Below are 21,738 nucleotides of genomic sequence, written 5' to 3'. Positions count from 1 at the left end.
CATGGCAAATTATACCGTAGCAAATTTGCCATCATTTTCAGGCGTGCGTCGGTGCCGTGCGCCGCAAGTCGTTACCTTCTGTTATCATCGTACTTGGGTGTCCGCACATGTCGTGTGGCAGGGAATGCGTCAGGTCGGGCCGCCGCGCGGTTTTTACGCGTCCTTATGAATATCATTCCAACGCCCCTCTCCAACACCTTCAACCGTTTCGTCGAATCGGAAAAAGCCGGCGGCATCCTGCTGATCGGCTGCACCATCATCTCCCTGTGCCTGGCCAACTCGCCGTTCGCCGAGCCCTATCTGCATTTTTGGCATGCCAAGGTCGCCGGCCTGTCCGTGGAGTTGTGGATCAACGACGCCTTGATGGCGATTTTCTTCCTGTTGATCGGCCTTGAGCTCGAGCGGGAGATCCACAACGGCGAGCTGTCGAGCATACGCAGCGCGCTGTTGCCGATGGTGGCGGCGGCCGGCGGCATCGCCGTGCCGGCGCTGATCCACTTCCTGTTCAATGGCGGTACGCCTAGCCAGACCGGCATGGGCATTCCCATGGCTACCGACATCGCCTTTGCGCTGGCCGTGCTGATGCTGCTTGGCAAGGCCGTGCCCACCTCGTTGAAAGTGTTCCTGACGGCGCTGGCGGTCATGGACGATCTTGGCGCGATCATCGTCATCGCCGTTTTCTACACCTCGACCCTGGCGCCGCTCTACCTGCTGGGGGCGCTGCTGGTGTTCGCCGGCCTGCTGTGCATGAACCGCGTGTTGCGCGTGGTTGCGCTCGCGCCGTACCTGGTCGGCGGCGCGCTCATGTGGTTTTTGATGTTCAAATCCGGTGTGCACGCCACCATCGCCGGCGTGCTGCTGGCGTTCGCCATTCCCTATTCGGCCAAGGTAGAGGACGTCGCCTCGCCGTCGCACCGCTTGGAGCATGCGCTGCACATGCCGGTGGCGTTTGTCATCCTGCCCATCTTCGCGTTGGCAAATACGGGGATTGTCATCGGCTCCGGGTGGATGGGCGAGCTGCTGTCGTCCAACAGCATCGGCATCCTTGCCGGCCTGGTATTGGGGAAGCCGCTGGGCATCACGCTCGCGTGCACGGGGGCGGTGGCGCTGGGCGTTTGCGCCCTGCCTGCCGATCTGAAATGGCGTCACGTCATCGGCGCCGGCCTGCTCGGGGGAATTGGATTTACGATGTCGATATTCATCACCAATCTTGCGTTCAGCAACGATGCGGCACTGATCAACGCCTCCAAAATGGCGATTTTGTTGGCCTCGCTGGTGGCCGGCATCGCGGGTTTTGTCTGGTTGAAGATGTTCGGCAAGCCCGTTGCCGAACATCCGTGACCGACGCTTACTTCTTCATCGCGTCTTTCGCCATGTCATCCTTTTTCATATCGTCCTTCTTCATCTCGTCCTTGGCCATGCCGTCTTTCTTCATGCCGTCCTTGGCCATTTTGTCCTGATGCATGGGCTTTTTCATGGCGTCCTTCTTCATGCCATCTTTTGCCATGCCGTCCTTGGCCATGGCGTCCTTGGACATGTCGTCTTTCTTCATCGCATCCTGGGCGTAGGCGGCGCCAGACATCATCAGGCAGGCGATCAGGGCGGAGGTCATTTTGTTCATGGTGGGTCCTTTTAGTTTAACAACGGTTTTAACAACGAGATTAACAACGTGGATACCGGTCAGCTGCCGCCGAACCAGTTATACCCCTGGTCTTCCCAGTAGCCGCCAGGGTGGGTATTCGTGACAAAAATGGCTTGTACATGCTTGGGATTCTTGTAACCGAGCTTGGTCGGCATGCGCAGCTTCATCGGGAAGCCGTAGCGCGGCGGCAGCGGCTGGTCGTTGAAGCTGAGCGCCATCAGCGTTTGCGGATGCAGGGCGGTCGCCATGTCAATGCTGGTGTGGTAGTCGTCGCCGCATTTGAAGCCGACGTATTTCGCGCTTAAATCGGCGCCGATGTGGCGCAGGAAGTGGGAGAAGGGCACGCCGCCCCATTTGCCGATCGCGCTCCAGCCCTCGACGCAGATGTGGCGCGTGATGTGCGATTGCTGCGGCAGCGCGCGCAAGCCGGCCAGCGTCCACGGTTTGCGGTCGGCGACCATGCCGCTCAGCTCCAGGCGCCAATCGTCGCCGTCGATGTCGCGGATCTCCTCCTCGCCGTAATAGGCGTTGAAGGGAAACGGTTGCGTGATCATCGATGCCGGATAGGTCGGCGCCAGCCGGGCGGGATCGAACAGCATCCCCTGCACCTGGTCATTGAAACGGGAAACCTGGTTCAGCGCCGCCTCGATGCTTTCCTCGCCGCCGAGGGAGCAACCGCTCAGCAGGGTCAACCCGCCCAGGGTGACGCTGCGCTGCAGGAAGGCGCGGCGCGACGGCTCCGGGACCCGGGCGATGGCGTCGGCCAGCATCGCGGCGCCTTCGGTCGGCAATACGATCTCGCGTTTTTTGAAGAGTCTTATCATGGTGTGTCCAGTCGGCGATCAACGCCCGCGTAACATGGCAAGCAGCGTGCGCGGCACAAGGGCCACCATCACCACATGGATAACGATGAAGCCGAACAGGCCCGCCATCGCGAAAAAATGCACCAGGCGTGCGCCTTCGTAGCCGCCCATCAGCTCGCGCAGCAGCGGAAACTGCACGGACTTCCACAGCACCAATCCGGACAGCACGATGACGATGCTGGCGACCATCACAAACAGATACGCCAACCGCTGCACGCTGTTGTAATGGCGCGGATCGGCGTGCGACAGCTTGCCCCGCAGCGCCTGGCCCAGGTCGCGCAGCAACTGGCGCGGCGTGACCGGGAAAAACTGCCGCCGCAATCTGCCCGATGCGACGTTGATCAGCAGATACAGGACGCCGTTGGCGACCAGCAGCCACATGGCGGCGAAGTGCCACTGCAAGGCGCCGCCGAGCCAGCCGCCCAGGGTCAGGCCCGGCGGAATCGCGAAATCGAAAAACCGCGTGGCGTTGTAGATGCGCCAGCCGCTTGTCAGCAGTATCACGACGGCGACGGCGTTGAGCCAATGTGTCAGCCGCAGCCATATTGGGTGGATAATCGCTGTTGTTCGGTGCGCTGGCATAACTGTGGGTTTCATGATGAGCGTTCTCGATGTCGGTAACAGTGAGTTCGCGGCGGCCGGCGGATTGGTTACAGGCCGGATCAAAATATTCGTAAAAAAGTTTATCTGCAGGACGATGTAACCAAAGGCCGCGATGCGACGAATAGAAGAGGTGGACCACCTTCGCATGACCGAATTACGCCTCCATGCCCTGTTTTTACAGGGCAGGGATGGTGACGCCCTGGCTTATCGACGCTTTCTGACGGCGACGGCGACGCATTTGCGCGCCTTCCTGCGCCGGCGCCTGAGCCGCTGGCCGGACGAAGTGGAGGATCTGGTGCAGGAGGCGCTGCTGGCGATCCACAACCAGCGCCTCAGCTATGACACGGCAGTGCCGCTGACGGCGTGGGTCTACACCATCGCCAAGTACAAGCTGATCGACTGGCTGCGGCGGCACGCGCGGCGCGACAGCCTGCACGATTCGCTCGACGACGTCGACGAGGGCGAGAGCGCGCTGTTCTCCAGCGCGGAGGAGGAGGCCGGCGAAGCGCGTCGCGACCTCGCCAAGATACTTGGCCTGCTGCCGGACAAGCAGCGCGACGCCATCGTCCACACCAAGCTCGATGGCTTGTCGACGCGCGAGGCCGCCGCGGTGCTGAAGATGTCGGAGGCGGCGGTCAAGGTATCCGTGCATCGTGGAATGAAGACGTTGGCCACTATCCTGAGAGGTTCGCCATGAAGACAGACGATTTGATCACCATGTTGTCCAGCGGCCCCGATGTGGCGCTGGCCGCGCGGCCGCTACGCGCCACGGCGCTGCCGCTGCTCGGCGGGCTGCTCGCCAGCGCCGCGCTGATGCTGGCGATACTGGGCCTGCGCCCGGATCTGGACCTGGAGATGACCTGGCCGAAATTCTGGCTGAAGCTGGTGTTTTCGCTGGCGCTGGCGGGCGCGGGCGCGCTGGCGGTCAAGCGCCTGGCCGCGCCGGGAGCCAGCACGCGCGCGCTGCCGTTGTTTATCGCCGCCCCGGTGCTGGCGCTGTGGACGGCGGCGGCCGCTTCGCTATGGCTGGCGGCGCCCGAAGCGCGTTCGGAGCTGTTCTGGGGCAGCACGTGGCGCTATTGCCCGCTGCTCATCGCGGTGTTGTCGCTGCCGCTGCTGGCGGCAGCGCTGCATATCCTGCGCGGGCGGGCGCCCACCCGCCTGCGCCTGGCGGGCGCCGCCGCAGGTTTCGCGGCCGGCGGCGCGGCGGCGGTCGTGTATTGCCTGCACTGCCCGGAAATGAGTCCTGTATTCGTTAGTTTCTGGTATCTGTTGGGGATGCTGATTCCGACCGCCTTGGGAGCGGCGCTCGGCCCGCGCGCGCTGGCCTGGTAGGGTACTGATCGATTGCAGGGACCGGGCTTGTACGCTAGTATTCCGTACAAAGGAGTTCGCCATGACCACTGCCCCCGCTCGCCTTGATCTTCGTCTTGAATCGCGTGAGAAAGATCGTATTGCTAGAGCAGCCGCACTGCGAGGAATGGCAGTGTCGGCTTTCGTGCGCGATGCTGTGCTGCGCGAAGCAGATACCACCATTGCCGCCGCCAGCGTTACCACGCTGTCCGAAAAGGAGTCGCGCCGGTTCCTTGACGCCTTGGATGATCAATTCCGCCCGAATGACCGGCTGAAGAAGGCGATGGAGGCGGCATCCCGGCTCGCTGAGGGCTGAGCATGGCGCTGGTCTTTACCGTTCTGGACGCCTCCCGGCATGACCGCGACGGCTTCGAGTGTGGCGTCGTCGCGTTGGATGACTATCTGCGTGAACGCGCGGGACAGCATCAGCGCGACGGTATCGCCACCACTCATGTCCTGATCGACGACGCACAACCGGCGCGTATCCTGGGGTACTGCGCATTCTCCGCAACGGAACTGCATGTGCACGAATTGCTGCATCATGACCGCAAGCGGCTCCCAAAGTATCCTGTGCCTGCGATACGGGTTGCGCGCCTGGCAGTGGCGCGAGCCGAGAAAGGCAAGCGACACGGGCATTTGTTGCTTGGGCATGCCGTTAACCTAGCCCTGTCCGTGCGAGAGAAGATGGGCGTGCGCGTGTTGATCGTGGATGCCAAGGATGCTCGGACGGCTGCGTTCTATGAGGGATTTGGATTCCGGCGAACAGCAAGCAAGGCATTGACCCTATATTTGCCCATTGGCCGGTCTTAATTCCTGGTCTCCGTCGTCGGAGTAATACTTTTTGAAGCCCTGCCAGCATTGGTAATAGTCCGGCTGCAATTGCGGCGACGCCAGCGCGTGGGCGGTGGGGCGGATCACGTCGCGCGTCTCGAACATGAAGGCCATCGTGTTGTCGACCTTGTGCGGCAACTTGGTGTCGGCAGCGCTGGCCTTGTCGAACGTGGGCGCGTCCGGGCCGTGGCCACTCATGCAGTTGTGCAGGCTGGCGCCGCCGGGCCGGAAGCCTTCCGACTTGGCGTCGTACTGGCCTTCGATCAGGCCCATGAACTCGCTGGCGACGTTGCGGTGGAACCAGGGCGGACGGAACGTGTCCTCGGCCGCCAGCCAGCGCGGCGGGAAGATCACGAAGTCGAGCGTGTCGACGCCGGGCGTGTCGGACGGCGCCTGCAGCACCAGGAAAATCGACGGGTCCGGATGGTCGTAGCTGATCGAGCCGATCGCATTGAAATGGCGCAGGTCGTATTTGTAGGGCGCGTAGTTGCCGTGCCAGGCCACCACGTCCAGCGGCGAATGGCCGATGCGCGCGCTCCACAGGTTGCCGGCGAACTTGGCCACCAGCTCGAAGTCGCCCTCGCGGTCTTCGAAAGCGGCGCGCGGGGTCAGGAAATCGCGCGGATTGGCCAGGCCGTTGGAACCGATCGGCCCCATGTCCGGCAGGCGCAGCAAGGCGCCGAAGTTCTCGCAGATATAGCCGCGCGCCTCGCCGTCGGGCAGCGCCACCTGGAAGCGCACGCCGCGCGGGACCACGGCGATCTCCTGCGGTTCGATCTCGATCAGTCCCAGTTCGGTGGCGATGCGCAGGCGGCCCTGTTGCGGCACGATCAGCAGCTCGCCGTCCGCGCTGTAGAAGTAGCGGTCTTCCATGTCGCGGTTGGCGGCGTACAGATGGATCGCGCAACCCGATTGCGACTCGACCGAACCGTTGCCCGCCATGGTGACCCAGCCGTCGAGGAAATCGGTGGGCGTTTGCGGCATCGGCAGCGGGTCCCAGCGCAGCTGGTTGGGCGGCGCGGCGACCTGGTCGAAGCGGCTGACGATGCGGCCGTTGCTCACTTGGCGGAACGGCTGGTGCATGGCCGCCGGGCGGATGCGGTACAGCCAGCTGCGCCGGTTGTGGGCGCGGGGCGCCGTGAACGCGGTGCCGGAAAGTTGTTCGGCGTACAAGCCGTACGGGGCGCGCTGTGGCGAATTCCGGTGCGGCGGCAGGGAGCCGGGGCGCGCCTCGGTGGCGAATTCGTTGCCGAAGCCGGTTTGATAGCCGGTGGGAGGATGGGGAACGTTCATGCTGGATCCTTTTGCAGATGGTATCGGCACAATGTAGTGCAGCCGCGCCGATTTTGCGATATAAATAGATAAATGAAGACTATTTACAATGTAAATAAAGGATCGCATGGACCTGCGCGAACTCGACCTGAATCTGTTGTTGGTGTTCCATGAAGTGTTCCGCGAGCGGCAGATTTCCGCCGCCGCCAAGCGCATGCGGCTGACGCAGTCGGCCGTCAGCAACGCGCTGGCTCGGCTGCGCCGCAGCGTCGGGGACGAACTGTTCGTGCGCACCAGCGACGGCATGCAGCCCACCCCGTACGCCCAGCGCATGGCCGGGCCGGTGGCCGAGGCGCTGTCGCATGTCGAGCGCGCGCTGCGGCCGGAGGCCGCGTTCGATCCGGCAGTCAGCCGGTGCCGCTTCACCCTGGCCATGACGGATGTCGGCGAAACCTATTTCATGCCCCGGCTGATCGACGCCTGCGCTGGTGTGGCGCCGGGGGTGGCGCTGGACACGGTGCGCGCCGGAACCACCGACCTGCGCGCGGCGCTCGAGGCGGGAAGGGTGGACTTGGCGATCGGCGCCTTCGACGACGCGCCGGAGGTCTTGGTCCAGCGCCGCCTGTTCCGCCAGCACTTCGTCAGCCTGTACCGGCGCGGCCATTCGCTGGGCGAGGGGGAACACACGCTGTCGCGGCTGGCGGCGATGCGGCACTTGCGGGTCAATTCGATGGAAAGTCCGTACGACGGCATCAACCTGGCGCTGGAGCAGGCCGGCATTGCCGTCGACGGCGGTTTCAGCGTGCCGCATTTTGCCGCCGTGCCGTACATCCTGGCCGGCACCGATCTGGTGGCCACCGTGCCGCTCAAGCTGGCCGAGCGCGCCGCCGGGCCGTTCGGCCTGGCCTACAGCGACTCGCCGTTGCCGTTGCCGGTGCTGCAAACAAATATGTTCTGGCACCGCCGTTACCACCAGGACGAGGGCGGCCGCTGGTTGCGGGCGCTGGTGGCCGCGCTGTTCGCCGAGCCGGCCCCCGCCGTCATTGCCGATGCTGGTTTGGCTATCGCGGCGGAGTAAAAGGTCATTGGACACCTTGTTTCCAGCGCGATATCGTGCATGGCCGCCAGTGGAGTTCCAACCGCTGACGACTAAAACGATAAAAATATCAACGGAGACAGACATGACCAAATCCTTCTCGCTGTGGGGAGCCGCCGCTGTAGTGGCCTCATCCATGCTTTCCCTCAACGTCGCCGCGCAGGCGCCCACCGCGCCGGTGACCTTCCTGAACGCCTCGGTCCACGATCCTTCCGTGATCAAAACGGACGGCACTTATTACGTTTTCGGCTCCCATCTGGCGTCGGCCAAGAGCAAGGATTTGATGCGCTGGACCCCGATCACCGATTCCGTCACCGCCACCAACAAGTTATTCCTGAACGGTTCGAACAACGTCTACACGGAACTGGCGGAGACCTTCAGCTGGGCGCAAACGACCACGCTGTGGGCGCCGGACGTGATCCGCCTCGCCGATGGCAAGTTCTACATGTATTACAACGCCTGCAAGGGCGATTCCCCGCGCTCTGCCATGGGCATCGCGGTTGCCGACAAGATCGAAGGCCCGTACGTGAACAAGGGCGTCTTCCTCAAATCCGGCATGTGGGGCCAGGCCAGCTATGACGGCACGGCCTACGACGCGCTCAAGCATCCAAACACCGTCGATCCGAACGTGTTTTTCGATAACGGCGGCCGGCTGTGGATGATTTATGGTTCGTACTCCGGCGGCATCTTCATCATGCGGATGAACCCGGTCAACGGCATGCCGCTGCCGGGGCAAGGGTACGGCAAGCGCTTGATGGGCGGCAATCACAGCAGGATCGAAGGCGCCTACGTGATGTTCAGCCCCGTCACGCAGTATTACTACATGTTCACCTCGTTCGGCGGCCTCGACGCGGCCGGCGGCTACAACATGCGGGTGGCCCGCGCCACCTCGCCGGACGGCCCGTACTACGACGCCCAGGGCGTGGACATGGCCAACGTCAAGGCCGATCCATCCAAACCCCTGTTCGACGACGCCTCGATCGCGCCGTATGGCGTGAAGATCATGGGTAACTTCCTGTTCGAACGCAAGCTGGGCGAGCCGGGCACGGGCATCGGTACCGGCTATGTCTCGGCCGGCCACAACTCGGCCTATTACGATGCGGCCACCGGCAAGCATTTCCTGATCTTCCATACCCGGTTCCCGGAGCGCGGCGAACAGCATCAGGTGCGCGTGCACCAGATGTTCATGAACGCCGATGGCTGGCCGGTGGTGGCGCCGTACCGTAATTCCAACGAGACGCTGGAGGCGGTCCAGCGCGGATTCGTGTTCGGCGACTATATGTTCGTCAACCACGGCAAGGATATTTCGGCCACCATCAAAAAATCCCGCTTCATCGCGCTCAACGCCAACGGCACGATCAGCGGTGCCGTCTCCGGCTCGTGGGCGCTGGTGGGCGCCAACCAGGCCGAGATCAGTCTACCCGGTTCGCCGCCGTTCAAGGGCGTGTTCCTCAAACAGTGGGATGAAACCTCGCAAAGCCATGTGATGACGTTCACGGCGACTTCGCGCGACGGCGTCTCCATCATGGGCAGCCGCCTGGCGCCGCGCAGCGACATGCAGGCGGTGAACGCCATCGCCGACCAGCTCACGCTGGGCAATACCAACGCGGTCACCGGCGACATGACCCTGCCGACCAGTGGCGCGCGCGATGCCGTGATCACGTGGACCTCGTCCAACCCGCAGGTATTGAGCAATACCGGGCAGGTCACCAGCCCGGCCAGCGATGTGACCGTCACCTTGACGGCGACCATCACCAAGGGGCAGGCGCGGGTGGTCAAGTCGTTCGTCGTGACGGTCCGCAAGGTGGGCGGCATGATCGCCCACTACACCTTCGATGGCAACCTGGGCGATGCGACCGGCGCGTTCGGCGCCGGCACCGTGATCGGGGCGAAAATCGATGTCGGCGGCGGCAGCCTGGGCTACGAGCCGGGCATGAAGGGCAGCGCCGCCGTGTTCAACGGCGCCAGCGGTGTGCGCCTGCCGAACGGCCTGATCTCCAGCAATACCTACACCGTGGCGATGTGGCTCAAGCCGGCCCAGTTGACCGCGTTCTCCACCACGTTCTTTGGCGCCCGCAACGGCGAGTCCTGGATCAGCCTGCTGCCGAAGGGCCATGACGGCGTCGGCGGCGCGACCATGCTGTGGTCGGGCACCGCGTGGTACGACGCCGGGCTGGGCATGAATATCCCGGCCGGACAGTGGTCGCACGTGGCGTTCAGCGTCAAGAACGGCGCCGTCAACATCTACGTCAACGGCGCCAAGCGCTACAGCGGCGTGAACTTCCCCAACGTGTTCACCACCACCACCGGCGTGTTCGCTCTGGGCGTGAACTGGTGGGATGCGCCGTACAAAGGGTCGATGGACGACCTGCGCATCTACGGCTCGGCGTTGACGGACGGCGAGATTTCCAGCATCGCGCGCTAGGCCTGGGATTTTTTTATGCTGAGCCTGCCCTCCCGGGCGCCGAATGGCCGGCTCAGCAATTATCATAGGCATGGCCGGCACCCGCCGGCCGCCTCCTTTTTAACGGACACATCACCTACACATGACTATTTCCACCAGACCCGCCAAGATTTTCCTGCTCAGTACCCTGGTCGGCCTCAGCGCCTGCAGCCAGACGCCATCCCGCGACGACGCCGCTGCTTCGGGCGTATCGCTGTCGCGCATGCCCTTCGGCACGCTGTCCAATGGCGCCAAGGTTGAAGCCATCACCCTGAAGAACGCCGGCGGGCTGTCGGCCACGCTCATTTCCTACGGCGCCACCGTGCAGAGCCTGCGCTTCCCGGACAAGCAGGGCAACGCCGCCGATGTGGCGGTCGGCTACGACACCCTGGCCGGATACGAGACGACCCCGGGCTTCACCAACGTGACCGTGGGCCGCTACGCCAACCGCATCGCCAACGGCACGTTCGCCATCGACGGCAAGAAGTTCGCGCTGGCGGTCAACGAGGCGCCCAACACGCTGCACGGTGGCGCGATCGGCTGGGACAAGCGCAACTGGGTGGTCAAGAGTGTCGAACAGACGGCTGAAAAAGCGTCGGTGACGTTCACCTTGACGTCGCCCGATGGCGACCAGGGCTTCCCGGGTACCGTCGTCGCCGACGTGACGTACGAACTCAATAACAAGAACGACCTGACCATCCGCTACGGCGCCAAGACCGACAAGCCGACGGTGGTCAACCTGACCTGGCACAGCATGCTCAACCTGTCTGGCATCCCGGCCACGCGCCTGGCCACCGACGCCGAGGTGACCATCGAATCGGACGCCATCCTGCCGGTGAATAAAACGCTGATCCCGACCGGACAGCCGCTGCCGGTGGCCGGCACGCCGTTCGACTTCCGCACCCCCGGCGTCGTTACCGAGCGCGTGCGCATGCAGCACCCGCAGCTGGCGCTGGCCAACGGCGGCATCGACCACAACTACATCCTGCGCGGCGGCAAGACGGCCGAACCCAAGCCGGCCGTCAAGATCGAGGACCGCGCCTCCGGACGTGGCCTGACCATCGCCACCACCGAGCCGGGCATGCAGGTCTACACCGGCAACTTCCTCAAGGGCGAGATCACCGGCAAAGGCGGACAGAAGCTGACCAAGTACCAGTCGATCAGCTTCGAGGCGCAGGGCTATCCCGACAGCCCGAACCAGCCGGCGTTCCCGACCACCCGCGTGGACCCGGGCCGCGACTATGCGCAGACCACGGTACTGCATTTCTATACCCTCGGTAAGTAAACCCAACGGGGCGCGCCGCCATCCGACGGCGCGCCCCTGTCTACCGGTGACTTACAGCTGGCTCATGCCGCCGTCGATGATGAGCTCGGTGCCGACGACGAAGGCGGCCTCGGGCGACGAGAGGTAGAGCACCGCGCCGGCGATCTCGTCCGGCGTACCGAAACGTTTCAACGGGATCTGTTGCGCGATGCCGGCGGCCATGTCGTTCAGTTGCGCGTCCGGCAGGCCGAGGCGGCCATACAAAGGCGTCGACACCGGCCCGGGGCTGATCACGTTGACGCGCGCGCCACGCTGGATCAGCTCGGCCGACAGCGTCTTGGCGAACGAGATCAGGGCGGCCTTGCTGGCGGAGTAGACCGACGAGTTGGGCATGCCGATGTGGGCGTTGATCGAACCGTTCAGCACTACCGCGGCGCCGCGATTGAACAGCGGCGTCAACGCTTGGATCGTGAAATAGGCGCCTTTGACATTGACGTTGAAGGTGTTGTCCCACAGCGCTTCGTCGGTGTCGTCGAACGGCGCGAATTTGGCCACACCCGCGTTAAGGAACAGCGCGTCGAGCGTGATGCCTTTTTCCTTGAGCGTGGCGGCCAGCAGTGCGGCATCCTTGATATCGCCCTGGTCGTTACGCACGGCGATCGCGGCGCCGCCCAACTGCTGGCGAGCCGCTTCCAGCGTGACCGGATCGCGTCCGGTGATGACAACGCGCGCGCCTTCATTGGCAAATTGCAGGGCGGTCGCCAAGCCGATGCCGCTATTGCCGCCGGTGACGAGGACTGTTTTGTTTTCAAAGCGTTTCATGGTGGTTCTCCAAAAGAGTGTGTGTGAAACCACTATAGGATTAATGATCCGAGCAATCAAAGCCTTGCTTGTTGGTGATATATTCAGGTTTTCTGAAGATTGGAGGCGCTATGGACAGGTTGCGGGCGATGGAAGTGTTCGTGGAGGTGGTGCGCAAGAACGGTTTCGCGCGGGCGGCCGACGCGCTCGATACGTCGCCGGCCAATGTGACGCGCATCATCGCCGATCTGGAAAGCCACCTTGGCACGCGGCTGCTGAACCGCAGTTCGCGCAAGATGTCGCTGACCGAGAGCGGCGACGCGCTCTACGAGCGTGCCAAGACCATCGTCGAGGATATGGCCGAGGTCGAAGCGATCGCGTCGTCGACATCGATGACGCCGCGCGGCCTGCTGCGGCTGAACGCGCCGCTCAGTTTTGGCGTGCTGCAGCTGGCGCCGCTGTGGGGCAAGTTCATGGACCTGCATCCCGGCGTCGAACTGGAGGTGGCCTTGAGCGACCGCGTGGTCGATATCGTCGAGGAGGGCTATGACTTGGCGATTCGCATCTCGCGCTCCGGCTCGGCGTCGCACGCGGCGCGCAAGCTGGCCACGTCGCAAAATATCTGCTGCGCCGCGCCGGCCTACCTCGAAAAACACGGTGTGCCCAAGGTGCCGCAAGACTTGGCCACGCACCGCTGCATCGGCTACCGTTACGCGGCAACCGCCGACGAGTGGCACTTCAGCAATCCGCAGGGACAGCCGGACATGGTCAAGGTCAGTTGCGCGTTGCATACCAATAACGGTGACACGGCCCGCTCTGTGGCGGTCGCCGGCGGCGGCGTCATCTGGCAGCCGACCTTTTTGATCGGCGCGGACTTGAAGGCCGGGCGGTTGGTGCGCGTCTTGCCGGACTATTCTTTGCCCGACATCGACGTGCTGGCGGTGTATCCCAGCCGGCGCCACCTGAGCGCCAAAGTGCGCGTGATGATCGACTTCCTGGCGGACGAATTTTCAGGCATTCCACCTTGGGATCGATAAGTCGATCGCAGGGATTCCTATAAAAATCAAAGGTTTGACGGAACTTCGCTTACCCGTGATTTTTAAGATTGTATAAAATATCCAAAAGGATTATGATTCGTGGGTCCGTTTTACCCACTCCCAACGCCTATCTAAAGGAAGCACCATGAGCGACAACATCTTCACCGGCACCATTCCGGCCCTGATGACCCCATGCACCCCCGAGCGCACCCCCGACTTCGACGCGCTGGTGAAGAAGGGCCGCGAGCTGGTCGACCTCGGCATGAGTGCGGTGGTGTATTGCGGTTCGATGGGCGACTGGCCGCTGCTGACCGAAGCGCAGCGCCAGGAAGGCGTGGCGCGCCTGGTCGGCGCCGGCGTTCCGACCATCGTCGGCACCGGCGCGGTCAACTCGAAAGAGGCGGTGTCGCACGCCGCGCACGCCGCCAAGGTGGGCGCGAGCGGCTTGATGGTGATTCCACGCGTGCTGTCGCGCGGCGCCTCGCCGGCCGCGCAGAAGGCGCACTTCGAGGCGGTCCTGTCGGCCGCGCCCAAGCTTCCGAGCGTGATCTACAACAGCCCGTACTACGGTTTCGCCACGCGCGCCGACCTGTTCTTCGAACTGCGCGCCAAGCATTCCAACCTGATCGGCTTCAAGGAATTCGGCGGCGCGGTCGATCTGCGCTACGCGGCCGAGCACATCACCAGCCAGGACGAGAACGTCACGCTGATGGCCGGCGTCGACACCCAGGTGTTTCACGGCTTCGTCAATTGCGGCGCCACCGGCGCGATCACCGGCATCGGCAACGCGCTGCCGCGCGAAGTGCTGCAACTGGTCGCGCTGTGCCGCAAGGCTGCCGAGGGCGACGTTACGGCACGGCGCCAGGCGCGCGAGCTGGAATCGGCGCTGGCCGTGCTGTCGTCGTTCGACGAAGGCACCGACCTGGTGCTGTTCTATAAATATCTGATGGTGCTCAACGGCGACAAGGAATACACCTTGCACTTCAACGAGACCGATGTGCTGAGCGACAGCCAGCGCCGCTACGCAGAGATCCAGTTCGGCCTGTTCCGGACCTGGTACGCCGGCTGGTCGAAAGAGGTCGCCGCCTGAGGTTTTCGACGGCGCGCGCCGGTAATTTACGGCGGGGCGACAATATAATTTATACTGCCGCCTGCAAAGTCCGGCGCCTGACCGGACAGCTGACCGAAAGCCCGCCATGAGTTCCCCTGCCACTGCCGCCAATAAGGCCGCCGCCCCGCGTTTTGCGGTGACCACCGTCGCCGAGCAGGCGGCGGACGCGTTGCGCCGCAAGATCATGGCCGGCGACCTGCCTGAAGGATTCCAGTTGCGCCAGGACGCGCTGGCGGCCGAATTCGGCATCAGCCGGATTCCCGTGCGCGAGGCGCTGGTGCAACTCGAGGGCGAGGGCCTGGTCAGGATCGTTCCCCACAAGGGGGCGGTGGTGTCCGAACTGTCGATCGCCGAGATCAATGAATTGTTCATGTTGCGCGGCCTGCTCGAACCGCTGCTGCTGAAAAAGTCCGCGCCCAAGCTCACCGCCGCCGACTTTGCGGAAATCGACGCCATCCTGGCCGAGTACAAACAAGAATTACACACGCAACATCCGACCCGCTGGGGCGAACTGAACACGCGGCTGCACGACTTGCTGATGTCGCGCGCCGAACAGCCGCGCACCTTGGCCATCGTCACCGGCCTGTTGCAGCAGACCGACCGCTACACGCGACTGCAATTGTCGCTGAGCGCCGAAAGCTGCCGGCGCGCGGAGGAAGAGCACGCCGAACTCGTGCGCCTATGCAAAGTCGGCGAGGTGAGGGCGGCGGCCGGTCTGCTGAAGCGGCACATCGAGCACGCGGCCGCCGAGCTGGAGCGCTTCATCGTCTCGCGGCGGCGGGTGTAGGGCGACAAAAGTCGCCCCGAGCGGCATCCATTTGATTCTGTCTCAACCTGCGCGTCATCACATTGACTCAAAATCCCGTATGGGCTGTGCGAAAACCCATGCTTGCAATCAGGTTGTCACTTGACAACCTGATTGCAAGTCCTATACTGGAGATCACTGATGGTCCGTCCGTCCCATCCCAAAAATGAAATTGAGCGTGCTCTTCGGCACGCTGAAAGGCAAGGATGGCGGGTTGAGGTTGGCCGCGGCCATGCTTGGGGGTGCATTTACTGTCCGTACAACGATCGCGAGTGCCGCTGCGGCGAATTCTGTATCACATCCGTATGGAGCACGCCGAAGAATCCTGGCAACCACGCGCGTGCCCTGCGGCGTGTCGTCGACGGTTGCACGGCGCGCCGCAAGGAACAGCAAGCCACCAACGATGCCGAGGATTGACAAATGGAATATATCTTTACGTTGAAGTATCAGCTGGCAGATGATGATCGTGATGCCGATGGGTTGGTCGAGCGCCTGGGCCAGCAGGGCTGCGACGATGCCTTGGTCGGGATCGGTCAGCCGGGCCGGCTGGCGCTGGAATTCACACGCGACGCGGACAACGCGGACGCTGCCGTGCGCAGCGCACTGGCCGATGTGCGCAGAGCTATCCCTTCGGCGACGTTGATCGAGGTCGCTCCGGATCTGGTTGGATTGACGGACGTGGCTGAATTAGTGGGTGTGTCGCGGCAAAACATGCGCAAGCTGATGTTGACCTACCCGGGCAGTTTCCCGGCACCGGTACATGAAGGTAGTTCTTCGATCTGGCATTTAGCGGACGTGTTGGCTTGGCTGCATACCAAGGGCGGCTACTCGTTGACGCAAGATATGCTCGAAGTGGCAAACGTCGCGCTGCAGGTCAACGTGGCGAAGGAAGGGAAGCGGTTATTGCGCTGCGGTTGCCAGGATTCTGATATGGCATGATTGGAGTTCTATCAATTCTCTAAGGCCAGGCATGACCATCACCCACCTCATCTCCGACTGCGACGGCGTGCTGATCGACAGCGAAGCCATCGCCCTGCAGGCATTGGCCGACTTTCTGGCGCCGATCGCCGGCGACCGCGAGCGCGTGTTGCCGCTGATTCGTCCCCGGCTGGGCCTGAAACTCGAAGCGCTGGTGCTGGGCGTTTGCGCCGAGCTGGGCCTGCCGGAACCGAGTGTCGCCGACCTGGCCGTCATGCGCGGCGTGGTCGAGGCCGAATGCGACCGCAAGGCCGAGCCGGTGCCCGGCGTCGAGGCCGCGTTGCGCGCCATCGCGCTGCCCAAGGCCGTCGCCAGCAACAGCCGCCTGGTGCGCGTGCAGGGCCTGCTGGAGCGCACCGGATTGATCTCCTTGTTCGACGGCGGCCTCTACACGGCCGATATCGCCGGCCGGCCGAAACCCGATCCGGCGGTCTACCTGTTGGCAGCGGCCGGCATGGGCGCGCGCGCCGCCGACTGCGTCGTCGTCGAGGACAGTATCACCGGTGTGCACGCGGCCGTGGCGGCCGGCGCCGTTGTACTGGGCTTCACCGGCGGCCCGCACAGCCCGCCGGACCAGGCCGATCGGCTGCGCGCGGCGGGCGCCCGGCTCGTGTTCGGTTCGATGGCGGAATTGCCGGGTTTGGTGGAGGGATTGCGTCGGCAGTCTTGAGCACGCCCGCGCGCTCAACCGCCCGTTCCCATTCGTTCACCCGGCGACACGCCCGTCAGCAGGCCCGCGATTGTATGCTCCTGCACGATCGGATCGAGCGTATGGACCACGCGGCAGGTGATGTGGCGGCGCACTTCTTCCGGCAAGCTGTCGTAATAGCCGCGCGTCAGCTGTAGATCGTGCTTGTCGGCGTTGCGGGCATCCGGCGCATCCACCCCCAGCACGAACACGGGGCGCGATTTGTCGGACTGGTTGGCGGTGCCGCGATGGATGGTCAACGCCGAGCGCGCCGAAATGTCGCCCATTTTTGCCAGCTTGCGCTGCGCCAGCGCCTCGTAGCGCGGCCATAATTCGCGCGCCGGGAACATCGGGTCGCCGCCGGCCAGGTCGTCCCACTGCGTGCCGGGTGCGATCTCGAAGGGGCCCATGTCCTCGGTCACGTCCACCGTCGTGATGTTGAACGCGAGCGAGTTGAGGCGCCGGCCTTTCAGCGTCGCCTCCGGCGTCGGGAAGTCGCGATGCCAGGGCTGGTGCAGCGCGCCGGGGCCGGGCACGTCGAAGCCGGCTTCGACGATACGGTAATCGGGTCCCAGGATGGCGCGGCAGACCGCCACCACCCAAGGGTGCGTGACGATGTCGAGGAAGCCGCCCAGGCGCTCCGGGTGGATCTCGACGTAATAGCGGTTCGGCCCGCGCCCCAGGGCGCCGCCCGGCCGTGCCAGCGCCTCCTGGAAGAGCGCGGCGATATCCGCGCCTAGTTGACCCACCCACTCCCGGGTGAAGGCGCCCTTGCAGGCGATAAAGCCGTCTCCGTACAGCCCGCCCATGATGGCGGCTTCGCTGTAATCGGCCGGCGCCGGGGACTTGAGCTTGTCTGGATCCATGGTGGCCTCCTGGTTTCGATGCGGTCAGGGATGATTGTAGACAATCGCGCCAATCGGCGCGGCACGGCTGAACGGCGCATCGCGCAGGACGGTGCGCTTTGTGCGGTAGCGAACGGAGCATCGTCGGAGAGACTTTTATCATTGACGGCCCATATGGTGGTCTTGCGGCAGTTTTGCGCTGCCATGTAACAGGCATAGGAGTCGTTCTTAGCATGCGTTTTATTCCCACCTTCCTGATCTGGCTGATGCTCGCGCTGACTGCGCCCCTCGCCGCCGCGATACCGCCCACCAAGCCCGCCGCCGAGGCGCCATCGGTTCCCTCCGATACGCTCGGCCGCGAGACCCCGCGTTCCATGGTCGCCGGGCTCATCGGCGCGCTGGCCGAACTCGATTACGACCGCGCCGCCCAATTCTTCGATCTGCCGGCGCCGACCAGCAACCGGCAGCAGCGCACCGCCGCCAGCCAGGCGCGCGCGTTCCATGCGTTGCTCGACGACAGCGGCTCGCTCAAGCCGTTCGCCGCCTTGTCCAACGTCGACACGGGCAGGTTGGACGACGATCTGCCGGCCGACGAGGAAAACATCGGTGAAATCAAATTGCAGGGCAAGCAAGTGCCCATACTGCTCACGCGCGGCCAGGACGGCGACCGGCAGGTGTGGCGCATCTCGAAAGAGACGCTGGCGCTGACGTCGGCGGCGATCAAGCTGGCGCCGGTGGCGCAGACGCCGCCGAAAAACGAATGGTTTGTCGCCGGCGCGCCGCTCAAGGACTGGGGCGTGCTGCTCGGGCTGGGCGTCGTGGTGTTCGGCGGCTTGTGGCTGGTTTCCGTCATTTGCGTGACCGTCATCCGCCGGCTGGTCGCCGATCCGGCCGCCAGCAGCGGCTACCGCTTCGCCGAGGCGGCGCTGCCGCCGCTGAGCCTGCTCATTGCCGTCGCCGTTTTCTACAACTGGGCCGACGCGCTGCCCGTTTCCATCGTCGCGCGCCAGAATTTGCTGCGCTACACCGGCGTCATCACCGCCATCGCGGTGGTGTGGTTCGGCCTGCGCCTGGTCGACGGCATCGCCGACCTCGCCGTCGCGCGCATGCAGCGCCACCAGCGCCGTCAGATCGTCTCCGTCATCATCCTGGCGCGACGCACGGTCAAGTTCCTGCTGCTCGCGTTCGCCGGCATCGGTATCCTCGGCACCTTCGGCATCGATGTGACCACCGGGATCGCGGCGCTGGGGATAGGCGGTATCGCGCTGGCGCTGGGCGCCCAGAAGACCGTGGAGAACCTGGTCGGCAGCGTCACCATCATCGCCGACCGTCCGCTGCAGGTGGGCGACTTCGTCAAGGTCGGCGACGTGGTCGGCACGGTGGAGGACGTCGGCATCCGCTCGTCGCGCATCCGCACCGGCGAGCGCACCGTGGTGACCGTGCCCAACGGCGACCTGTCGGCGCGCCAGATCGAGAACTACGCCGAGCGCGACCGGTTCCTGTTCAATCCGGTGATCGCCATTTCCTACGGCACCACGTCGGCCAAACTGCGCGAGGCCATCACCATCGTCCAGCAGGTGCTCGCCACCCATGACAAGATGGCGGAGGGCGCCCGCGCCCGGTTGGGCAACATCACCGACCGCGCTTTCAATATCGAGGTGTTCTCGTACATCGACGTGCCCGACTTCGACACCCAGGTGGTGATCCGGGAAGAATTGCTTCTGACGATATACGAGCGGCTTGAAGCCGCCGGCATCGGCCTGGCGTTCCCGACCCAGACCGTTTTCTACGCCCCGCAACGCGCGGCGGCGGCGGAGATGCCGACGCCGGTGGGCATCGGCGTCACCGCTTCGCGCAACAGCTTCGCCAAATCAGTGATGTAAAAAGAGGAAGCGCTTAAGCCGCCGGGGCCGGTGGAACGGCCAACACCTTGTCGATGCGCTTGTCGTCCATGTCGACCACCTCCAGCCGCCAGCCTTCCCACTCCGCGTAGTCGCCGGGTACGGGTATTTTCCCCAGCAGCAGCATCATCATGCCGCCGAGCGTGTGGTAGCGCGCCTTGTCCTCTTCCGGCGCCGTCTTCAGCGCTAGCCGGTCTTTCATCTCCGGAATCGGGATGGAACCGTCCAGCAGCCACGAGCCATCCTCGCGCCGGACCGCCCACGCGGCGTCGGCGCTGCGCGGGGTGAACTCGCCGGTCACCGCTACCAGCAGGTCGTACAAGGTCACGATGCCCTGGACTTCGCCGTACTCATCGATCACAAAAACCATCTGCGCCTGGTTGCCACGGAACTGGTCGAGCAATTCCATGCCGGTCAGCGTTTCCGGCACGTGGATGGCGGGGCGACGATTGGCCGTGTAATCGGGCGCCCGGCCTTGTGCGACGGCGGCGAGCGCCTGCTTGGCGTGGATCACGCCCAGTATTTTGTCCAGGCCGCCCTCGCAGACCGGGAAGCGCGTGTGCTCCGATTCGATCAGGCGGCGCAGATTCTCGTCCGGCGGCAGATTGATGTCGATGAAGACGACGTCGGCGCGGGGCACCATCAGCGAGCCGAGCTGGCGGGCGTCGAGGCGGAAGACATTGCGCAGCATCTCGTGTTCGTGTTGCTCGATGACGCCGGCCGCCGAACCTTCCTCCAGCACGTCGTGGATCTCCTCCGGGGTCACGCCGGGCTCGGCGTTTTGATTCACGCCCATCAGGCGCAGCAGGAAGCGGGTCGATAGCGACAGCAGGGCGACGAATGGGCGCGTCGCCATCGACAGTATCCGCATCGGCCGGGCGACTAGCCGCGCGACCGGCTCGGCTGCGATCTGCCCCAGGCGCTTGGGCACCAGTTCGCCGACGACGATGGAGATATAGGTCACCACCACAACCACTGCGGCGGTGGCGCCGATGTTGGCCGTGCCTGCGGCCAGGCCCAGGGAGCGCAGCCACTGCGCCAGCGGGGCGGCCAGCACGGCTTCGCCGACGATGCCGTTGAGCAGGCCGATGGAGGTGATGCCGATCTGAACGGTGGACATGAGATCGGTGGGATCGCCGCCCAGTTCGAGGGCGGTCGTGGCGGCATTGTCGCCTTCGGACGCCAGCTTTTTCAAGCGGGCTTTGCGGACAGTGACCAGGGCGATCTCGGACATCGCGAATACGCCGTTGAGCACGCTGAGGCCGATCAGTATCAGGATTTCCATGGCATCTCCCGCTTCGAGCATACCAAAAAGGGCGGGACGCGGGAGCCGCCATGGACGAAGCAGGGGGCAGCTAGACCAGCACTTGCGCGACCATGAAAACACACGCCTTGACGATGCCCCAGATGACGCCGGAAACCAAAACGGCCGAAGCGGTGGCCGCCACCACGCCGGTCGCGATCGCGAAGCCGTCGCGTTCCAGCAGTCCCAGCGCAAGCAGACTGATGGAAAGGGCCGGCAACATGTTTCCCAGCGGGATGGGGAGCACCAACACCAGTGCCAGCAACAGGCAGACAAGACCGATCACGTATTCGCATGGCGGCAGCGCCAGGACGCTGATGCGTGGACGCAGCAGTTTTTCGGCGCGCTCCAGCCACGGAATGACGCGCCGCATCATGCCATGGAAATCCGCGCGCGCCATGGAACGCCGGCTGATGATCCCCGGCAGCCAAGGCCGCATGCCGAATGTCAGCTGGGCGGCGAGGAACACAAGGGGAGCGCCCAAGATGGCGGACGTTCCCGGCGGCACCGGCAAGATGTTTGGAAAAGCGAAAATGAACAGCAGGGCGCCGGTGGCGCGGTCGCCCAGGGCGTGCAACAGGTCGCCCACGGCGATCCGGTCCCGCGACGTATCGTCGGCCAGTTGGCGCAATAGTTGGGAAAGTGCGGGGCCGTCGCCTGCGCAACTCATTTGTTAGGCTTCATTATTCAGGGGGAGGCGGAGTGGACTCTGCACGATTGTGGGCCTGGAACCTTAAGACCCTATTAACGGCATGGAGAAGTCCGCCGTTGTGACAAATTCCAACCGCGCCGGCAGGGCGTGAAGGCCGCTTCCCCGATTTTTGACTTGCCGATTTTGTTATAAATTTTTCCGATTTTTTATTACTTTCCCGGCATTGTCGATGCTACCATTCTCGCCAGAC

Annotated in this window: 23 protein-coding genes; 15 read left to right on the top strand and 8 right to left on the bottom strand. The window is 64.1% G+C overall.

Annotated elements, in window-relative coordinates:
• Positions 1 to 165: 165 nt before the first annotated feature.
• Positions 166 to 1,341, top strand: coding sequence for a Na+/H+ antiporter NhaA (gene nhaA, locus AC0IYS_RS17545; RefSeq protein ID WP_471706380.1), 1,176 nt, complete (start codon positions 166 to 168; stop codon positions 1,339 to 1,341).
• Between the two features lie 7 nt (positions 1,342 to 1,348).
• Here the strand turns inward: nhaA and AC0IYS_RS17540 are convergent, their stop codons facing one another.
• From AC0IYS_RS17540 to AC0IYS_RS17530, 3 genes are all read right to left on the bottom strand, one after another.
• Positions 1,349 to 1,621 carry a pentapeptide MXKDX repeat protein gene (locus AC0IYS_RS17540; protein ID WP_471706379.1) on the bottom strand — a complete coding sequence of 91 codons (273 nt, stop codon included), beginning with the start codon at positions 1,619 to 1,621 and terminating at the stop codon, positions 1,349 to 1,351.
• Between the two features lie 59 nt (positions 1,622 to 1,680).
• Positions 1,681 to 2,412 carry a molybdopterin-dependent oxidoreductase gene (locus AC0IYS_RS17535; protein ID WP_471708898.1) on the bottom strand — a complete coding sequence of 244 codons (732 nt, stop codon included), beginning with the start codon at positions 2,410 to 2,412 and terminating at the stop codon, positions 1,681 to 1,683.
• A 72-nt stretch (positions 2,413 to 2,484) separates the two neighbouring features.
• Complete coding sequence (locus AC0IYS_RS17530) at positions 2,485 to 3,102, bottom strand: cytochrome b/b6 domain-containing protein (protein ID WP_471706378.1); 618 nt, start codon at positions 3,100 to 3,102, stop codon at positions 2,485 to 2,487.
• Positions 3,103 to 3,220: 118 nt separating this feature from the next.
• Here AC0IYS_RS17530 and AC0IYS_RS17525 point away from each other — a divergent pair, with 118 nt between their 5' ends.
• The 4 genes from AC0IYS_RS17525 to AC0IYS_RS17510 all read left to right on the top strand — a co-directional run bounded on the left by AC0IYS_RS17525 (position 3,221) and on the right by AC0IYS_RS17510 (position 5,271).
• Entirely contained in the window at positions 3,221 to 3,805 is a 585-nt protein-coding gene (locus tag AC0IYS_RS17525) for a sigma-70 family RNA polymerase sigma factor (RefSeq protein WP_471706377.1), read from the top strand.
• Positions 3,802 to 4,443, top strand: a complete 642-nt coding sequence (locus AC0IYS_RS17520) for an NrsF family protein (RefSeq protein ID WP_471706376.1) — start codon at positions 3,802 to 3,804, stop codon at positions 4,441 to 4,443. Before AC0IYS_RS17525 ends, AC0IYS_RS17520 begins: the two co-directional genes overlap by 4 nt.
• 61 nt (positions 4,444 to 4,504) lie before the next feature.
• On the top strand, positions 4,505 to 4,777 hold the full coding sequence (locus AC0IYS_RS17515; RefSeq protein WP_471706375.1) for a type II toxin-antitoxin system TacA family antitoxin: 273 nt from the start codon (positions 4,505 to 4,507) through the stop codon (positions 4,775 to 4,777).
• 2 nt (positions 4,778 to 4,779) lie between these two features.
• Complete coding sequence (locus tag AC0IYS_RS17510; protein ID WP_471706374.1) at positions 4,780 to 5,271, top strand: GNAT family N-acetyltransferase; 492 nt, start codon at positions 4,780 to 4,782, stop codon at positions 5,269 to 5,271.
• Here AC0IYS_RS17510 and hmgA read toward each other — a convergent pair.
• Positions 5,245 to 6,585, bottom strand: coding sequence for a homogentisate 1,2-dioxygenase (gene hmgA, locus AC0IYS_RS17505; protein WP_471706373.1), 1,341 nt, complete (start codon positions 6,583 to 6,585; stop codon positions 5,245 to 5,247). The two genes, AC0IYS_RS17510 and hmgA, sit on opposite strands and share 27 nt — an antisense overlap.
• Before the next feature lie 106 nt (positions 6,586 to 6,691).
• On the opposite strand from hmgA, the gene AC0IYS_RS17500 reads away from it, so the two are divergent.
• From AC0IYS_RS17500 to AC0IYS_RS17490, 3 genes are all read left to right on the top strand, one after another.
• The gene (locus AC0IYS_RS17500; protein ID WP_471706372.1) at positions 6,692 to 7,642 is read left to right on the top strand and encodes a LysR family transcriptional regulator; all 951 of its coding nucleotides are present in this window, start codon (positions 6,692 to 6,694) and stop codon (positions 7,640 to 7,642) included.
• Between the two features lie 103 nt (positions 7,643 to 7,745).
• Entirely contained in the window at positions 7,746 to 10,085 is a 2,340-nt protein-coding gene (locus AC0IYS_RS17495) for a family 43 glycosylhydrolase (RefSeq protein WP_471706371.1), read from the top strand.
• 121 nt (positions 10,086 to 10,206) lie between these two features.
• Positions 10,207 to 11,388 carry an aldose epimerase family protein gene (locus AC0IYS_RS17490; RefSeq protein ID WP_471706370.1) on the top strand — a complete coding sequence of 394 codons (1,182 nt, stop codon included), beginning with the start codon at positions 10,207 to 10,209 and terminating at the stop codon, positions 11,386 to 11,388.
• Positions 11,389 to 11,439: 51 nt separating this feature from the next.
• Here the strand turns inward: AC0IYS_RS17490 and AC0IYS_RS17485 are convergent, their stop codons facing one another.
• Positions 11,440 to 12,189 carry an SDR family oxidoreductase gene (locus AC0IYS_RS17485; RefSeq protein ID WP_471706369.1) on the bottom strand — a complete coding sequence of 250 codons (750 nt, stop codon included), beginning with the start codon at positions 12,187 to 12,189 and terminating at the stop codon, positions 11,440 to 11,442.
• Between the two features lie 110 nt (positions 12,190 to 12,299).
• On the opposite strand from AC0IYS_RS17485, the gene AC0IYS_RS17480 reads away from it, so the two are divergent.
• The 6 genes from AC0IYS_RS17480 (at position 12,300) to AC0IYS_RS17455 (ending at position 16,769) form a co-directional block, all read left to right on the top strand.
• The gene (locus AC0IYS_RS17480; RefSeq protein WP_471706368.1) at positions 12,300 to 13,205 is read left to right on the top strand and encodes a LysR family transcriptional regulator; all 906 of its coding nucleotides are present in this window, start codon (positions 12,300 to 12,302) and stop codon (positions 13,203 to 13,205) included.
• 145 nt (positions 13,206 to 13,350) lie between these two features.
• Positions 13,351 to 14,295, top strand: coding sequence for a dihydrodipicolinate synthase family protein (locus AC0IYS_RS17475; protein ID WP_471706367.1), 945 nt, complete (start codon positions 13,351 to 13,353; stop codon positions 14,293 to 14,295).
• A gap of 106 nt (positions 14,296 to 14,401) precedes the next feature.
• Positions 14,402 to 15,103 (top strand): GntR family transcriptional regulator, encoded by a 702-nt coding sequence (locus AC0IYS_RS17470; RefSeq protein ID WP_471706366.1) that lies wholly within the window; start codon positions 14,402 to 14,404, stop codon positions 15,101 to 15,103.
• Between the two features lie 159 nt (positions 15,104 to 15,262).
• A complete protein-coding gene (locus AC0IYS_RS17465; RefSeq protein WP_471706365.1) occupies positions 15,263 to 15,538 on the top strand; it encodes a hypothetical protein in 276 nt (91 codons plus the stop codon).
• A gap of 3 nt (positions 15,539 to 15,541) precedes the next feature.
• Positions 15,542 to 16,060, top strand: coding sequence for a helix-turn-helix transcriptional regulator (locus AC0IYS_RS17460; RefSeq protein WP_471706364.1), 519 nt, complete (start codon positions 15,542 to 15,544; stop codon positions 16,058 to 16,060).
• A 31-nt stretch (positions 16,061 to 16,091) separates the two neighbouring features.
• Positions 16,092 to 16,769, top strand: a complete 678-nt coding sequence (locus AC0IYS_RS17455) for an HAD-IA family hydrolase (protein WP_471706363.1) — start codon at positions 16,092 to 16,094, stop codon at positions 16,767 to 16,769.
• Positions 16,770 to 16,783: 14 nt separating this feature from the next.
• On the opposite strand, the gene AC0IYS_RS17450 is transcribed toward AC0IYS_RS17455, so the two are convergent.
• Positions 16,784 to 17,653 carry a phytanoyl-CoA dioxygenase family protein gene (locus tag AC0IYS_RS17450; RefSeq protein WP_471706362.1) on the bottom strand — a complete coding sequence of 290 codons (870 nt, stop codon included), beginning with the start codon at positions 17,651 to 17,653 and terminating at the stop codon, positions 16,784 to 16,786.
• A gap of 212 nt (positions 17,654 to 17,865) precedes the next feature.
• Between AC0IYS_RS17450 and AC0IYS_RS17445 the strand changes: the two genes are divergently transcribed.
• Complete coding sequence (locus AC0IYS_RS17445; protein WP_471706361.1) at positions 17,866 to 19,515, top strand: mechanosensitive ion channel family protein; 1,650 nt, start codon at positions 17,866 to 17,868, stop codon at positions 19,513 to 19,515.
• Positions 19,516 to 19,528: 13 nt separating this feature from the next.
• Here the strand turns inward: AC0IYS_RS17445 and AC0IYS_RS17440 are convergent, their stop codons facing one another.
• Positions 19,529 to 20,818: a hemolysin family protein gene (locus AC0IYS_RS17440; RefSeq protein ID WP_471706360.1), complete on the bottom strand. Its 1,290-nt coding sequence runs from the start codon at positions 20,816 to 20,818 to the stop codon at positions 19,529 to 19,531.
• Positions 20,819 to 20,888: 70 nt separating this feature from the next.
• Positions 20,889 to 21,506, bottom strand: a complete 618-nt coding sequence (locus AC0IYS_RS17435; RefSeq protein WP_471706359.1) for an exopolysaccharide biosynthesis protein — start codon at positions 21,504 to 21,506, stop codon at positions 20,889 to 20,891.
• Between the last annotated feature and the right edge of the window lie 232 nt (positions 21,507 to 21,738).

It is taken from the genome of Duganella sp. AC237 (assembly GCF_979254035.1).
The sequence above is the reverse complement of the archived record's forward strand: the minus strand, read 5'-3'. Positions and strand labels throughout refer to the sequence as shown.

What these genes read in the sequence shown, in the direction of transcription:
- AC0IYS_RS17480 (WP_471706368.1), top strand. Translation starts at nt 12,300, where the DNA reads ATGGACAGGTTGCGGGCGATGGAAGTGTTCGTGGAGGTGGTGCGCAAG.
- AC0IYS_RS17455 (WP_471706363.1), top strand. Translation starts at nt 16,092, where the DNA reads ATGACCATCACCCACCTCATCTCCGACTGCGACGGCGTGCTGATCGAC.
- AC0IYS_RS17535 (WP_471708898.1), bottom strand. Translation starts at nt 2,412, where the DNA reads ATGCTGGCCGACGCCATCGCCCGGGTCCCGGAGCCGTCGCGCCGCGCC.
- AC0IYS_RS17510 (WP_471706374.1), top strand. Translation starts at nt 4,780, where the DNA reads ATGGCGCTGGTCTTTACCGTTCTGGACGCCTCCCGGCATGACCGCGAC.
- AC0IYS_RS17465 (WP_471706365.1), top strand. Translation starts at nt 15,263, where the DNA reads ATGGTCCGTCCGTCCCATCCCAAAAATGAAATTGAGCGTGCTCTTCGG.
- AC0IYS_RS17515 (WP_471706375.1), top strand. Translation starts at nt 4,505, where the DNA reads ATGACCACTGCCCCCGCTCGCCTTGATCTTCGTCTTGAATCGCGTGAG.
- AC0IYS_RS17445 (WP_471706361.1), top strand. Translation starts at nt 17,866, where the DNA reads ATGCGTTTTATTCCCACCTTCCTGATCTGGCTGATGCTCGCGCTGACT.
- AC0IYS_RS17485 (WP_471706369.1), bottom strand. Translation starts at nt 12,189, where the DNA reads ATGAAACGCTTTGAAAACAAAACAGTCCTCGTCACCGGCGGCAATAGC.
- AC0IYS_RS17435 (WP_471706359.1), bottom strand. Translation starts at nt 21,506, where the DNA reads ATGAGTTGCGCAGGCGACGGCCCCGCACTTTCCCAACTATTGCGCCAA.
- AC0IYS_RS17475 (WP_471706367.1), top strand. Translation starts at nt 13,351, where the DNA reads ATGAGCGACAACATCTTCACCGGCACCATTCCGGCCCTGATGACCCCA.
- AC0IYS_RS17450 (WP_471706362.1), bottom strand. Translation starts at nt 17,653, where the DNA reads ATGGATCCAGACAAGCTCAAGTCCCCGGCGCCGGCCGATTACAGCGAA.
- AC0IYS_RS17495 (WP_471706371.1), top strand. Translation starts at nt 7,746, where the DNA reads ATGACCAAATCCTTCTCGCTGTGGGGAGCCGCCGCTGTAGTGGCCTCA.
- AC0IYS_RS17525 (WP_471706377.1), top strand. Translation starts at nt 3,221, where the DNA reads ATGCGACGAATAGAAGAGGTGGACCACCTTCGCATGACCGAATTACGC.
- AC0IYS_RS17490 (WP_471706370.1), top strand. Translation starts at nt 10,207, where the DNA reads ATGACTATTTCCACCAGACCCGCCAAGATTTTCCTGCTCAGTACCCTG.
- nhaA (WP_471706380.1), top strand. Translation starts at nt 166, where the DNA reads ATGAATATCATTCCAACGCCCCTCTCCAACACCTTCAACCGTTTCGTC.
- AC0IYS_RS17520 (WP_471706376.1), top strand. Translation starts at nt 3,802, where the DNA reads ATGAAGACAGACGATTTGATCACCATGTTGTCCAGCGGCCCCGATGTG.
- AC0IYS_RS17500 (WP_471706372.1), top strand. Translation starts at nt 6,692, where the DNA reads ATGGACCTGCGCGAACTCGACCTGAATCTGTTGTTGGTGTTCCATGAA.
- hmgA (WP_471706373.1), bottom strand. Translation starts at nt 6,585, where the DNA reads ATGAACGTTCCCCATCCTCCCACCGGCTATCAAACCGGCTTCGGCAAC.
- AC0IYS_RS17460 (WP_471706364.1), top strand. Translation starts at nt 15,542, where the DNA reads ATGGAATATATCTTTACGTTGAAGTATCAGCTGGCAGATGATGATCGT.
- AC0IYS_RS17530 (WP_471706378.1), bottom strand. Translation starts at nt 3,102, where the DNA reads ATGAAACCCACAGTTATGCCAGCGCACCGAACAACAGCGATTATCCAC.
- AC0IYS_RS17470 (WP_471706366.1), top strand. Translation starts at nt 14,402, where the DNA reads ATGAGTTCCCCTGCCACTGCCGCCAATAAGGCCGCCGCCCCGCGTTTT.
- AC0IYS_RS17540 (WP_471706379.1), bottom strand. Translation starts at nt 1,621, where the DNA reads ATGAACAAAATGACCTCCGCCCTGATCGCCTGCCTGATGATGTCTGGC.
- AC0IYS_RS17440 (WP_471706360.1), bottom strand. Translation starts at nt 20,818, where the DNA reads ATGGAAATCCTGATACTGATCGGCCTCAGCGTGCTCAACGGCGTATTC.